Source organism: Pseudomonas sp. Marseille-Q5115 (genome assembly GCF_916618905.1).
GTDB lineage: Bacteria > Pseudomonadota > Gammaproteobacteria > Pseudomonadales > Pseudomonadaceae > Aquipseudomonas > Aquipseudomonas japonica_A.
Genome location: NZ_CAKAKI010000001.1, coordinates 1,726,000 through 1,739,829, shown reverse-complemented (window position 1 = coordinate 1,739,829; position 13,830 = coordinate 1,726,000). Strand labels below are relative to the sequence as shown.

The 13,830-nt window shown below is 61.6% G+C and carries 11 protein-coding genes and 2 pseudogenes; 9 read left to right on the top strand and 4 right to left on the bottom strand.

The window, feature by feature from the left end:
- Window positions 1-112: 112 nt before the first annotated feature.
- From LG385_RS08125 to LG385_RS08115, 3 genes are all read left to right on the top strand, one after another.
- Window positions 113-529 carry a J domain-containing protein gene (locus LG385_RS08125; protein ID WP_181111787.1) on the top strand — a complete coding sequence of 139 codons (417 nt, stop codon included), beginning with the start codon at window positions 113-115 and terminating at the stop codon, window positions 527-529.
- A gap of 121 nt (window positions 530-650) precedes the next feature.
- Entirely contained in the window at window positions 651-905 is a 255-nt protein-coding gene (locus LG385_RS08120; protein WP_225773839.1) for a hypothetical protein, read from the top strand.
- Window positions 906-1,077: 172 nt separating this feature from the next.
- A complete protein-coding gene (locus LG385_RS08115; protein WP_181111785.1) occupies window positions 1,078-1,215 on the top strand; it encodes a hypothetical protein in 138 nt (45 codons plus the stop codon).
- Between the two features lie 14 nt (window positions 1,216-1,229).
- Here the strand turns inward: LG385_RS08115 and bamA are convergent, their stop codons facing one another.
- Both bamA and LG385_RS08105 read right to left on the bottom strand, forming a co-directional pair.
- A complete protein-coding gene (bamA, locus tag LG385_RS08110) occupies window positions 1,230-3,599 on the bottom strand; it encodes an outer membrane protein assembly factor BamA (RefSeq protein ID WP_225773838.1) in 2,370 nt (789 codons plus the stop codon).
- 191 nt (window positions 3,600-3,790) lie between these two features.
- Window positions 3,791-4,234, bottom strand: coding sequence for a hypothetical protein (locus LG385_RS08105; protein WP_225773837.1), 444 nt, complete (start codon window positions 4,232-4,234; stop codon window positions 3,791-3,793).
- Between the two features lie 301 nt (window positions 4,235-4,535).
- Here LG385_RS08105 and LG385_RS25675 point away from each other — a divergent pair.
- Together LG385_RS25675 and LG385_RS25670 are read left to right on the top strand one after the other, a co-directional pair.
- Window positions 4,536-5,561, top strand: a pseudogene (locus LG385_RS25675) (cache domain-containing protein); the annotation flags it as partial.
- A gap of 153 nt (window positions 5,562-5,714) precedes the next feature.
- Window positions 5,715-6,419 (top strand): methyl-accepting chemotaxis protein, encoded by a 705-nt coding sequence (locus LG385_RS25670; RefSeq protein ID WP_375139720.1) that lies wholly within the window; start codon window positions 5,715-5,717, stop codon window positions 6,417-6,419.
- Here the strand turns inward: LG385_RS25670 and LG385_RS08095 are convergent.
- On the bottom strand, window positions 6,409-7,389 hold the full coding sequence (locus LG385_RS08095) for an MBL fold metallo-hydrolase (protein WP_225773835.1): 981 nt from the start codon (window positions 7,387-7,389) through the stop codon (window positions 6,409-6,411). The two genes, LG385_RS25670 and LG385_RS08095, sit on opposite strands and share 11 nt — an antisense overlap.
- A gap of 87 nt (window positions 7,390-7,476) precedes the next feature.
- On the opposite strand from LG385_RS08095, the gene LG385_RS08090 reads away from it, so the two are divergent.
- Window positions 7,477-8,220 carry a Mut7-C ubiquitin/RNAse domain-containing protein gene (locus LG385_RS08090; protein WP_225773834.1) on the top strand — a complete coding sequence of 248 codons (744 nt, stop codon included), beginning with the start codon at window positions 7,477-7,479 and terminating at the stop codon, window positions 8,218-8,220.
- A gap of 106 nt (window positions 8,221-8,326) precedes the next feature.
- A complete protein-coding gene (locus LG385_RS08085) occupies window positions 8,327-8,512 on the top strand; it encodes a hypothetical protein (RefSeq protein ID WP_181118385.1) in 186 nt (61 codons plus the stop codon).
- A gap of 5 nt (window positions 8,513-8,517) precedes the next feature.
- On the opposite strand, the gene LG385_RS08080 is transcribed toward LG385_RS08085, so the two are convergent.
- Window positions 8,518-12,132: a hypothetical protein gene (locus tag LG385_RS08080; RefSeq protein ID WP_225773833.1), complete on the bottom strand. Its 3,615-nt coding sequence runs from the start codon at window positions 12,130-12,132 to the stop codon at window positions 8,518-8,520.
- Window positions 12,133-12,471: 339 nt separating this feature from the next.
- On the opposite strand from LG385_RS08080, the gene LG385_RS08075 reads away from it, so the two are divergent.
- A complete protein-coding gene (locus LG385_RS08075) occupies window positions 12,472-13,035 on the top strand; it encodes a type 1 glutamine amidotransferase domain-containing protein (protein WP_225773832.1) in 564 nt (187 codons plus the stop codon).
- Between the two features lie 325 nt (window positions 13,036-13,360).
- Window positions 13,361-13,519 (top strand): annotated as a pseudogene (locus LG385_RS08070) (general stress protein); the annotation flags it as partial.
- Window positions 13,520-13,830 lie beyond the last annotated feature (311 nt).

Below are 13,830 nucleotides of genomic sequence, written 5' to 3'. Positions count from 1 at the left end.
TAACGGGGATAAAGTTTCATGTAACAGCGCCGATACGCTTGCACGCCGCCCCTCGCCCTGGCGATCACCCCCAGGCACCTGCGCGGACGGCCACCCGGACGGAATACTATAAATGCCCGAAGTCCCCACTCATTACGCCAACCTGCGGGTGGCACGCAACGCCCCGCCGGAAGTCATCCGCGCCGCGTACAAGGCGCTGATGCAGAAGCATCACCCGGACCGAAACCCGGGAGACACCGACGCCGAACGGATCGTACGGCTGATCAACGAGGCGTACGCCGTGCTCAACGACCCCGAACAGCGGGCGCGGCACGATGCATGGATCGCTTCCCAAAAGGAACAGCGCCTGCGTGCGCAGCTGGCACAACTGGGGGCACCCGGCAAAGCCAGTGCCAAGGCAGCCTCCCCCACCCCTCGCCGCGTTTGGGTTGGCCTCGCGCTGGTGCTGGCTTTCGGCCTGGGTATGGGATTGGCAAGCCAGTTCACCAGCCAGGCCAAGCCGCCCGCTACCGTTTCGTGGCGGCGCTGAACCGCACAACGCTTTCGGGAATTATCGCTACAGGGGTGAGTCTATGAACATTACCCGGTGTTCCCAGCGACTTGGGAGCCTAACTTAACGCTGATTCGCAGCGGTAACGAGGAGCCTCCATATGCCGACGCCTCATCTTGACGATCTCCATGCACCGACCTGGCGCCACATGCTCGAAGGCGTCAACAAGGCCACGGACTACGTAGAGATCCGCGAGAGCGCGGCCAGGGCTACGGGCTACCTGCGCTGCCTCACCGACTTCGGCCTGGTGAACCTGGGCCAGCGCAAGGCTATGGCCGAACGCATCGACACGGTTTCCTCCCAGCGGCTGGAGGCCTTGCGCCGGGCGGCGTCGGGCTCGGCCGACCCTTGGTAATAGTGGCCATTCGCCTAACTTTCGTTAGAGAATGCACACTAGTAATAAGTTCTGTAACGGATCCAACACGTTCAACTAGCGGATCCACAATTAGTTGAACTTCAGGTTACTTTTTTAATAAAGAACCGCTTGGCTGCGCCGATACGCCCCATAGCAAAAGGGGACATAAGCCATGCCACATTACAATCACACCACCGCTTCATCTCGCACACCCGCTGCATTCTTCCGCGCTGACCGCGCGCTGCTCGCCGCTGCCTGCGCCGCCATCTGTGGATGGGCGGTATCGCTGGCCTGGTTGTGGATGGCGTGAGCTTTGTAAAACCGTCAGAACGTTTGGCCCAGCGAGAACTGGAACACCTGAGTCTCGGCGCCGTCTGGCTTTTTGATCGGCAGCGCCAGGCTGAAGCTCAGCGGGCCCAGCCCTGAATACCACGTCACGCCAACACCCAGGGACGCGGCCATTTCGCTGAAGTCCACTCCGCCGCAACTGCCTGTAGTCGCCAGATAACACTTACTGCTGAACACGCTGCCGCCGTCCATGAACAGGCTGGTACGCACCGACTTCTGGTCCTTGATGAACGGCAGCGGGAACAAATATTCCACCCCGCCGGTGATCATGATGTTGCCGCCCAGCGCGTCGGTGTCGCGGTCGCTGTAGTACGCCTGTCCCATGCTGCTGTAGGCACCGGTTGCGGGGGTGCTGCGCGCGCCCAGAGTACTGTCCTTGAAACCGCGCACCGAGTTCAGCCCACCGGCCAGGTAGTTCTCGTAGAACGGCAGCCCGTCGGTGCCGCCGTAGCCGCCGCCATAGCCGAGCTTGGTGTGGAAGCGAATGGCCTGGTTATCCCCCACTGGCGCGAACACCTGACCCGAGTAATCGAGCTTGTAGAACTGCAGGTCGCTGCCCGGGAGGGTGGCCATCAGGCTTACGTTCTGGGAGTAGCCCTTGGTGGGCAGCGTGCCTCGGTTCAATGCCGACTGGGACCAGCCCACGGTGGCCTTGAAGTTAGTAAACTCGGTACCTTCGCGCTGCACAAAGTCGTACAGCTCGTCGGCGCTGTAGGTGCCCAGCTCGATGGAGTCGTGCTGCACCGACAGCCCATAGGTCATGCGCGAGGTTTCGCTGATCGGGTAGCCCAGGGTGATACCGGTACCCAGGCTGTTGATCGAGTAGTACGAAACGTCGTCATCGTCATAAAGCTTGCTGTAGTCGGTGCTCTTGTAGAACACGTTGTAGCCCAGGCTCACGCCGTCTGGCGTGAAGTACGGGTTGGTGAAGCCGAAGTTATAACTGCTCTGGTACTCCGACCGGGTAAGCCCGATGCTCACCTGGTTGCCGGTCCCCAAAAAGTTGCTCTGGCTGATCGAACCACCCAGGATCAGGCCCGCGCTCTGGGCGAAGCCCACGCTGGCGGTGATCGAGCCGGACGGTTGTTCTTCCACGGTGTAGTTCACGTCCACCTGGTCGTCGGTGCCAGGCACCGCCGGGGTTTCGACGTTCACTTCCTTGAAGTAGCCCAGGCGCTCCAGGCGGGTCTTGGACTGGTCGATCAGGTAGGTCGAGGCCCAGCCGCCTTCCATCTGGCGCATTTCACGGCGCAGCACTTCATCTTCGGTCTTGGTGTTGCCGCGGAAGTTCACGCGGTTCACGTAGGCGCGCTTGCCCGGGTCCACCATGAAGGTGATGTCCACGGTGTGGTCGTCGTCGTGGGGCTGTGGCACGCCGTTGACGTTGGCGAAGGTGTAGCCCTCGTTGCCCAGGCGGCGGGTGATCAGGTCGGAGGTGGAAGTCATCACCTTGCGCGAGAACACCTGGCCGGGCTTGACCAGCAGCAGGTTCTGGATCTGGTCCTCGGGCACCTTGAGGTCGCCGCTGAGCTTGACGTCGCGAACCTTGTACTTCTCGCCTTCGTTCACGTTCACGGTGATGTAGACGTGCTTCTTGTCCGGGGTAATCGACACCTGGGTGGAGGCGATGTCCATGTTGATGTAGCCGCGGTCCAGGTAGTACGAGCGCAGGCGCTCCAGGTCACCGGACAGTTTTTCGCGGGCATACTTGTCGTCGTTCTTGAAAAACGACAGCCAGTTGGTGGTCTTGAGCTCGAACAGGTCGACCAGGTCTTCCTCGGCGAAGACGGTGTTGCCCACCACGTTGATGTGCTGGATGGCCGCGACCGTGCCTTCGTTGATCTTGATCTTCAGGCCCACGCGGTTGCGCGGCTGGGTCACCACTTCGGTGTCCACGGTGGCCGAGTAGCGGCCCTGGGCCACGTACTGGCGCTGCAGCTCGTTGCGCACGCCTTCGAGGGTGGCCCGCTGGAAGATCTCGCCTTCGGCCAGGCCGGACTGTTTCAGGCCCTTGAGCAGGTCTTCGGTGGAGATGGCCTTGTTGCCTTCGATCTCGATGCTGGCGACCGACGGCCGCTCCACCACGTTGATCACCAGGACGTTGCCGTCGCGGCCCAGTTGAATGTCCTGGAAGAAGCCGGTCTTGAACAGCGCGCGCGTGGAATCCACCAGCTTGCGGTCATCGGCCTGCTCGCCCACGTTCAGGGGCAGGGCGCCGAAGACGCTGCCGGCGGATACCCGCTGCAGGCCGTTGACGCGAATATCGGAGATGGTGAAGGACTCGGCGTGGGCGGTACCGGCAAACAGCACGGCCGCCACCAGGGGCAACAGCGAGACGCAGCGCATACGAGTTTATATCCAGTTGGCACACTCCCCTCTCAGCCCGGGCATTTCCGACATGGCTGATAAGGAGCAAGGTTTCGTCACCGCCGTGCGGTGTACGCTGTTATCAAGCGGCGAGAAGCTTACTGCACTCACCTGCGGATGAACTTGTCGGGTTTGTTGGCCCGCGTACAAAGCGCAATACAATCAACCGGTCATTGGTGATAAATAACGGTTGGCGTACCAACAGCCGTTGAAACACACGCACCGGTGAAATAAGTGTCACCTTCACGGGTATGTATTTCATATTCGGGTTTGCCGCGCTTGCCCTCGCCGGTGCCGTCGTACCTGAGCACCCTGGCCACCTCCTGGAACCGCAGCGCGCGGGTACCGTTGTGCGAGGGGCCGGTGAGCACACTCACCCGGCGGTACCAGCCGGCGCCAGCCTGGGCAGGGTTGAAACTGTGCAACATGGCTTCGAAGCGCTCCAGCCTGGAGAATGCCCACAGGGTTTGTTCGCCTTTTTGCTCACTGTCTTCGCAGCCGGTGAACACGAACAGATTGATCGAGGGATCGTCTTCACAGAAGAAATCATACGGCAATAACCCACCGACCATTTTGCTGCCCGGCACGAAGCCTTTTTTATGCACCAGAAACATTCGCCGCCCCCATGACAATGCTATCAAACAGATTAACCGGGCAGATCAAACCACGATGAGGGGTGAAATAACTATCTAGCGTTTATATTGGATCAAACCCAGGCTGGTACAAACGGGCACTGTGTAGCACGTTCAGATACCCGTTCGTATAAGCCGGGGCTTGTGCGCCATAACTTCTATGTTTTTTACATTCTGCTACACAGCCCCGCCTTAAGTTCACCGCGGCGTCGCCGATACATTGACATCGAGCTTTCTTGGGCTGCGTCTTGCGCCCGGCTCTCACTGCCCCCGCAAGGTATTTATGAAACTGACATTGGGAAAGAAGCTGGCGCTGTCTGCCAGCGCCGCGTTGCTGTTGGTGGGCATCAGCCTCACCGCTACCCATTACGTTGAGAGCAAGAACACCCTCGAAGCGTCCATCGCCGCGCAAGTCAGCAACACCGGAAAAGTGTTCGCCGCGAACGTGAGCTATTGGCTCACCAGCAAGCAGCTGGCCATGGCGTCGGTAACGGCCACGGGTAATTCTGCCGACCTGCCCTTGCAGCTCGAACAAGCCAAGGTTGCCGGCGGCTTCGACAACGTGTTCCTGGCCCGCCCGGACGGCTCGCAGATCAACGCCAACCACGTAAGCCTGCCCGCCGACAACAACGACCCACGTCGCTGGAAGTGGTACCAGCAAGCCATGATCAACCCGGGCGAGGTGTACTTCTCCACGCCTTCGATCGCCGCCGCTACCCAGAGCTTCGTGTTGTCGCTGGGCAAGGTCCTGAGCTACAACGGGGAAACCCTCGGTGTGCTCGGCGCCGATGTGAGCATGAGCGAAATTCTTGGCCAGCTTAAGCAGATCAAGCTGCCGGGCAATGGCTCGGCGTTCTTCGTGGACCGCAACGGCACCATCCTGGGCCATACCGACCAGGGCGCGCTGGACAAGCCGGTGACCAGCCTGTATCCGGCGCTGACCTCGACGAACCTCGACGCGCTCTCGAGCAGCGACGGTGCCCGCTTCCTGCTGACCGACCGCGGCGAACGGGTGTACGTGGCGCCGATCAACCATCAGCATCAAAAACTGATCATGGTGCTCGACCACCAAGCCTTGCTCGCACCGCTGCGCACCAGTCTCTGGGTCGCGCTGGGCACCTTGGCGGTCATCCTGGTGATCTCGCTGCTGGTGGTGAACGCCTTGTGCGTATGGTTGTTGCGGCCCCTGGGTGCGATGTCCCAGGGCCTGCAAGTGATTGCCAGCGGCGACGGAGACCTCACCCAGCGCATCACTCTGCAATCGCGCGACGAGGTGGGCGAGCTGGGCCAGCATTTCAACCAGTTCGTGGGCAGCCTGCACACCCTGATCGGCCATGTGCGCCAACAGGCGGTGGACATCGACCAGGAATCGACCAAGGTGCTGGACCGCAGCAGCGATTCGGCGCGAAGCCTGGGCCAGTTGCAGGAAGAGCTCACGCTGGTGGCCACGGCCGTGACCGAAATGGCCAGTGCTACCCAGGAAATCGCCGGCAACGCCGAGCGCACCGCAAGCTCCGCCCAGCATTCCTCGGCCAGCAGCCTGAAAGGGCTGGAACTGGTACGCAAAACCCAGGGCTCCATTGGTGACCTCTCCGGCGAGATCAACGCCGCTACTGCGGTGGTGAATGAGCTGAGCGAGTATTCACAGTCCATCAGCAGCGTGCTCACCAGCATCCAGGGCATTGCCGAGCAAACCAATCTGCTGGCGCTCAATGCCGCCATCGAAGCGGCGCGCGCGGGTGAACAGGGCCGCGGCTTTGCCGTGGTGGCGGACGAGGTGCGGATGCTGTCCCAGCGCACCCAGGAGTCGACCAAGTCGATCCAGAGCACGGTGGGCAATATTCAGCGCATTACCCAGGATGCAGTGAACCGTATGGCCAGCAGCACAGGCCTTGCCGAGCGCAGCGTGGCCGACGCTCAACTGGCTTGCGCATCGCTGGAGGCGATCACCGCTTCGGCCGATGAAATCTCCGGGATGTCCCAGCAGATCGCTTCGGCTGCGGAGGAGCAGTCTTCGGTGACTGAAGAAATCACCCGGAACGTGGTGACCATCCAGACGCTGGGCGAAGACCTGGTGGACATCGCGCAAAGCGCTGAACACCAGGCGCGTTTGCTGCAAGAGCGCGCTGGGGACCTGAACGGCAAGGTAGCGCGGTTTATTCTTTGAAGCCCTGCGGGACCCGGCTCAGCAGGCCCTCCCGGGACAACCGATACCGGTCGAAATCCGCCGCCAGCACGAGGTTGCCGCCGTACGCGGCGGCGGCTTCCTGGCGCAGGTCCTCGATGGACAGCCCCTGCCGGAGGTTTGCCTGGTAGCGCGGGCTGAAGTGGGTGAGCACCAGGTTGGGTACTTGTACCTGCTGGGCAAAGGCTGCCACGGCAGCGGCGCTGCTGTGCCCGTGGTGGGTCTTGCCCTTCGCGACCTCGGCGGTATAGGTCGCCTCATGCACCAGCACCTGGGCGCCCAGGCAGGCCTTGGCCAGGCGCTGCGGCTCACTGTTATCGCCAGCTACCACGATGCACTGGGTGGGCTGGTCGAAATGGACATAGTCAGCGCTGTGTAACACGCGGCCTTGGTACTCCACGCTGCCGCCACGTATCAACGCGCCCCAGGCGGGGCCCCGCTCGATGCCGTCGGCCAGCAGCTTATCGCGGTCTAGCCGTGGCTGCTGCGCCTGCTCGGTGAGCCGGTAAGCATACGACGGCACCCGATGAGCCAGCACCGCAGTGCTCACCGCCATTTCCGAATCGTGCCAGTACTCCCCGCCCACCAAGGCTTCGGTGGCGTGGAAGCGCAGCTCGAACGGCAGCCAGGTTTGGGTCAGCTCAAAGGTGGCCCGCAGCCACGTTTCGATACCCTCAGGCGCAATGACGTCCAGCGGCAGGGTTCGCCCCTGCAGCCCGGCGCTCGCCAGCAGGCCTGGTAAGCCGTAGCAATGGTCCCCATGGACGTGGGTGATGAATACTCCGGCCAGCCCTTGCAGCGACAGCGGCGTACGCAACACCCGATGCTGCGTGCCTTCGCCGCAATCCACCAGATACCAGCCTTTGCCTTGCCCTGCCAGCACCGCCAGCCCGCTGACGTTCCGTGCGCGGGTTGGCGTGCCGGACGAGGTGCCCAGAAACAGCAGTTCCATGCGCAAGCTCCCGCACCAAAAACAACAGTATGCCACCGGCTGGCCGGGGGCCGCGGTGCGCCAGCGAAAACCACCTATAGTGACACTATGACTACCGTCACCTTTCGCTTCTATGCGCACCTCGAGGGCTTTTTGCCCAGCCAGCGCCGTGGCCGTGCGTTCGCGTGCGCCTGCCCGCCGCTGGCCACGGCCCGCCATATGATCGAGGCGCTGGGTGTTCCGCACACCGAGGTGGCACTGTTGCTGGTTGATGGTCACTCGGTAGGGCTCGATCAACGCCTGCAGGGCGAGGAGCGGGTGACCGTATACCCCAAATTCGAGCAGCTCGACATCAGCCCTATCACCCCCTTGCGGCAATCGCCGGCGGGCCCTCCCCGCTTCGTTGCCGACGCGCATCTGGGTGGCCTTGCCAGGCTACTACGCATGGCGGGCTTCGACACGCTGTTCGACAACGCCGGCGCGGATGCCACCCTGGCCGCCACCGCTCGACGCGAGGCGCGCATTTTATTGACCCGCGACCGGGACCTGCTCAAGCATCGCGCCGTGGCACATGGCTGTTATGTACATACCCTCAAGCCTGCCGCGCAATTGCGTGAGCTGTATGACCGCTTGGACCTTCACGCCAGCGCTCAACCCTTCAGCCTTTGCCTGAACTGCAATGCCGCCTTGCGGGAAGTGGACCGGCACGACGTGCTCGACCGGCTGCCGCCCCGTGTGCGAGAGCGACAGCAACGCTTCCTCACCTGCCTGCACTGCCAGCGGCTGTACTGGGAGGGCTCGCATTGGCGGAGGATGAACGCGCTATTGGCTTCGCTTACGGAGCCTGGATGACTCAATGTTTCGTATCCATCACCTTTACCTGCCTTTACAAACCCTTTACCGCCATCGGGTGTAGAGTTTCCCTCTCAGCAACGTTGGCTCACCTGTGACTACCGCCATGAGCAGAATCGATCCCGTCTCCACTGTCGCCGCCGCCTTTCTCCTGTTGTTGATCGCCCTCACCTCCTGGGCTCGCGCTGAACTACCCGGTGCCACGCTGGCCTGGCTCGGAGGCCCGGTGATGGAGGTGACTGCCTCTTGTGTGCGCTCCGAGGGCAACCGCCACCTGCCCGCCGCCTGCTGAATGCTTTAGAACTGCATCAGGTTCATTGTCTCCAGAATGGCGGTACCGCCCAGGCCTGTGAGCGACACCATCACCGCGCGCAGAAACGGCTCTTCGGAATACGGCGCGAACGCACCGGTGCGCAGGTCCTTGATGCGTTGGCGAAGCAGGTTGAGCTGGTCCCGAATCTCCTGCCGGCTTTGCTTATCTGTCAGTGAACTGTCCACTGGCGAGCCACGGTTTTCCAGGTGGGTGCCCTGGAGTTGGTAGTGGTCCAGCCGTGCCAGTGCCACATTGCGGGCTCGCTCGGCGGCGCGCCGAAGCGTCAAGGCGGATCCGAGCACAATTGCTGCATTCAACACAAGGATGAGGCTGCTACTCAAAGGCGCTGACCAGTTATCGAACACGGTGCTTCGAGAGGCCATCAGTACCAGCATTACCAGCGTGGGCGCGTAGATCAGCCGATTGACGGCTGAAGTGCGCTTGGCGATCAGGGTCACGGTGAGATAATCATCGACATAAGCGTCCATCATGCCGGAAGGCAACGTCGCCCATTGGGCGCGCAGTGCCCTGGGCCAGATGAAGTGGTCTCGACCTAGCTGCCGGATGAACCGGCTGAGTAGAAGGTTGGCGTCCATGACCCAGAACACCAATATCTGAAACGCCACGGTGTGGACTACCCAACTCCAGAACCACACCCCCGCGTAGTCACCGCGTATCGGGACGTCCTCTACCGGCAGAATGACGTACAGCACGCTGGTGGCTACCAGGAAAACCCACGTAAGCAGCATCACCCGCACCATTCGCGCAGCCATGCTGCCTGCCACCCGGTGCTCTGCCCAGAACCGCACGAGTGAACGTGGCGGGCTCCCCTCCCTGGCGTTGGTATTTGCGCGAGCGGAACGTCCGGACTTAAGCAGGACGGGTTTTTCATCCGATAGCGGCAGTAGCACACGGTTGAGTAACGCTCCCGCGGCGGCCGCGGTGCTGATAGGCCCTTTGCCCTTGCCTGGCGCCCGATAGCGCCGCCACTGCTGAATCAAGGTCATCGGCAGCTTTCGCATATAGGGCTCAAGGTAGTAAAGCCGTTCGATTTCCCGGCGGTTGGAGCTCAGTTTGCGCCAGCCCCAAACCACCGCCGCGACTGAGATGGCTGCGGCCAGCAAGCGCAAGACTACCGTTGGCCAGGCGCTGATGCCTTCGAACAGGAACATCGGCTCCCCCAGCCCCTGCCCGGTCAGTTGGGCCCGATGCTGGTAACCCCACAACAGCATGAGGGAAAACACCAGCGCGGGGATCACGATATACCAACCGGCACCGCCATCACTAAGGTGCGTGGTGCCGTTACCATCGACCGGCAGGCGGGCCCTGACTTGTTGCCTGTTGCGCCCCTGACACCAGCCGCCCAGCAACGCGATGCCGCCCGCGACCCAGAGAAATTCAACTTGCCAATAACGGGTGGCAATCCAGGCGAAGAACGCCGCTGTGGCATACAGGGCAAACGGCGCGCGCTGGGCCCAGCCAGCACGCTGTTCAGCGCCGTTACGGACATCGGGTTCGCTCCGCCACCAAACTAGTGTCGCCCCGATCACCACCAGTAACGCGCACAAGGGGCCGGCCAGGAAGAACGACTGGGTCTGCCCAAGCCACTCCTGTACACGCGGCGACACCTCCATATACGCGGGTGGCGGGGGGTCTTGCAGGCATTGCAGGGCCATGATGTCCTGTGCCCTTACCCGGCCACCTTTGTCAGCCAGGCTCCCCACGGAGCAGCTGGGGGGCCGCTGGCGATCAAGGGTGCTGGCCAGCGGAATGAAGCCGCTGGCGCCTATCTCATAGATGGCCGGCGACAGCAGCGAGGATTTGGAGTAGTCGAATTTCCCGCGCTTGGCTTCAAATCCCTGAGGCGCCAGTGCCGCCAGCACCGCGATGTACACCGCGCTTTGCAAGCTCTCGCGAAACGGCGGCACGTCTTGCTGCAAGGCACGGGTAAGCGTAAGCCCGTAGGGCGCGGCTAATACCAGGTTGCGGGTGGTTTTCGCCTGCCCCTGCTGGAGCATGCGCGCATCCAGATCGGTGGAAAAATAAACCTTGGTTGGCATTCGGCTTTTCAACGCTTGCAACGCCAGCAGCTTGTCGTAGGTGTCCTGGCCGAAAATGCCGATGGCGCCTATGCCCTCTCCTCCCTCATCTCGCATTTTCTTGTCGGCGCGCGCGATGTGGTCGGCCAGGCGCCGCAGATAATCCAGCTGCCCGTCGCCATCTGCGGTTTCCCGCGGCGCGTTCTCTGGGCTCGCTCTATCCTCTGAAGCAGGCTTGGCCGAGGTCGATGGCTTTTCCGGTAGCCGCCCGTCCAAGCCTCGCAGGTAGCCGAAGCGCATCACCCATTGGTCCAGCTCCAGTCTTGCAACGGTGCTGAGCACGGGTACCGGATTAGGCGATGGATCATCCTCTGGCATCAGGCCGGCGCGCTTGGCGACCTGGGCTTTGAAGCTCTCGATCAGGGCGCGGCTGTAGAAGCTGTCCCATTCGGCAATGATGGCCACCTGGTTGGATTTCTCCCAGCGGCTGGCCGGGCACTTGAGGCCTGGTGTGCCTTCGGGAGAGCGCGCGCATTGCATGGCCAGGGCTGGGTCCACATGGCGAAGCTTCAATTCTTCGAGCAACAAGGAAGAAAGGGTGCCGTCGTCGCTGACGGTGCGCAGCAGCTTCATTGCGTCGGGGTGGCTGCGCTTGGCACCATCACTCGGCTCCTGCATGCCTTCCATTAAGCGCGTGCGTTCGGCCGTCGCCAGGGGCGAATAGATCTCGACCAGTTGCGGCACTGGTTTACCCTTGCTACGCAGGGCAGCTTCTTCCTGATACATCTTGCGAAGCACGGCGGAACTGGAAGGCCCGATGATTTTAAGCGGCGCTTCCTCTCCCGGCCAATTGGCAGGACAGCTCAGGGCCGGGCCGGTCACTATGCGCGCTTGGTAGTGAAGGGGCTCACGCAACGTTTCGAGCGCGTCAAGCGGCTTATCGCCCAACGCCTCCTCATTTACCCAAAACAACACGGTTCGGTCGGTCGTTTCCCGCACCTCATCGATATTGAGCGGCGGGTCGAAAGGGTCAGGGCCAAAGGCTTCGTAGGGTATCTCCGTGGAATTCCCGGCAACGTCATGGCGAAGGCAGCGGATATGGCTTTCATCCAGCGGTACCCGCCGGCTGGTTTTGAACCCCGCGAGGATGGCATAGCGGATGCGCCGCCGAAGCTCGATCTCATCGGCGTACGCCGCCCCTCGCACCAGCGCAACCATCACCTTCGGCGGCCGGGGGTTGACCAACGACTCACCGCCGGATTTCAGCTCCTCGGGATCGGAAATTGCGGTTGCCATGTAGGTACAGGCATCGCCGATTTTCCCCTCAGACTTTTCCTTGGTGTCCTTGACCGATGCTCGATACCGCGCCAAGGCATCGAACGGGTCCTGCCACAACCGCGCATCGATCGGGGGCTGCGTTACTACCGGCGGGCTCGCCGGGCGCGCATCCACGAACGGTTGCCGTTGCAGCACGAACGTTGAAATTGCCAGGCTCACCAATACCGCCCCGCCAGGCAGCCAGAACGAAAGGCCCCCGCTACTTTCCTTGTTGCTCTCCATTGGCTACTCCCGTACACACCGCCTTCCAGGCGACATGCAGCGGTCCCATCCACGGGTTGGTGAGGTACCAGCTCGTACTGCATCGATGTGACCTTGCCCATCGACGGCATACACATGAACACACGTTGAACGCTGGCCTCGGCGGCCACTCGATTTGCCTGCAGACCGAGAACAACCGGGGGCATGGGGCGGGGGCCGGGGGTTTTGGCAAATCAGAGCATAGGCGATCGGCAGCCACCAGGCAGGCAAATTCGCTGAACTTTGCCCGCACCTGCGTTTTCCCAAAACAAGACGCCCGGCAACGGGCCATCCCTCTGAACCCACCTGAAGGAGCCCCCCATGAGCGACCGTCTCACTGGCAAACGTATCCTGGTCATCACCTCCAACACCGGCATCGAGCGTGACGAACTGCTGGCGCCGCTGAAGGCACTGGGCGACGAAGGCGCCACCGTGACACACGCTTCGGCAGAAGGCGGCACCACCCAGACCTTCGTTCAAGACACCGAGAAAGACCGCACGGTGGAGTCGACCGCCAAACTGGCCGGGCTCGACGCAGCCGATTTTGACGCGCTGGTGATCCCTGGCGGGACCGTAAACGCCGATACCCTGCGCCAGGACGCCGATGCACAGCGCCTGGTGAAGGCATTTGCCAGCGCTGGTAAAACCGTGGCCGCTATTTGCCATGGGCCCTGGGTATTGATTGACGCAGGCGTGGTGGAAGGCAAAACCCTTACCTCCTACGCCAGCGTTCGCACAGACTTGCTCAATGCCAAGGCCGCCGGCTGGAAGGACGTTGAAGTGTTCAAATGCGGCGCCAACGGCTGGACCTTGATCACCTCCCGTACGCCAAAGGACCTGGAGGCGTTCAACACAACGATCATCGAGGCGCTACAAGCAGCCTGAATACGCACCAAGTGACCGATGCCCGCGTTGTGCGGGCATTTTTTTGCGTCCAGAAAATAAACGGGCAATTAGCGAAGCGGCCCTTTTATAACATTCGGCGATGAGTTGAGACCAAATGGTTACTTGGGGCGCTAAACTAAAGGAAGCCAACATAATAACATTGAATATCCATTATTAAATAAATAATCAGATAACGGACCGCCTATCGGGAGCTAATAAACAGGTGGAACAAAACCCACCGCTTACTTGGTCATAGATAATGTCCCGCTTGTGGGGCATCCAAACTTGAGACTAGGAGTGCATCATGGCCAAGACCGGAAATAGCAATCCAGGCAACTTTGCAAACGATCGGGAGAAAGCATCCGAAGCGGGCAGAAAGGGCGGACAATCCTCCAGCGGCAGCTTCTCCAATGACCGCGAGAAAGCATCCGAAGCCGGCCGCAAAGGTGGCCAGAGCAGCGGCGGCGGCAACCGTAAAAGCTGATTCATGACAGCCGGGAAGGGCGACGAGCGTTGCCCTTCCTCCCCCGCCCTGCCCTATCAGTATCTGTCCGGTTTTACCTCCCGCCGCTTCGCTTCATTTGACCCCTTCTACCTTCACTGATATAACGCCGCCGCGGATTCGACCCGGGCTGCGCCGCCGCTCGCCGCCACCTGTAGGTACAGACCTGACCACCTGTCCCCTTGTGGCGCAAACCCCTGTTCCAAAGCCTGTCCCGAGCCGGGAAGCCTGAACTTTCCCGCTTCGCTGGTTTCAGTTCATCTCAAGACGCTCCGGCAGCTGGCCTTGTGAAC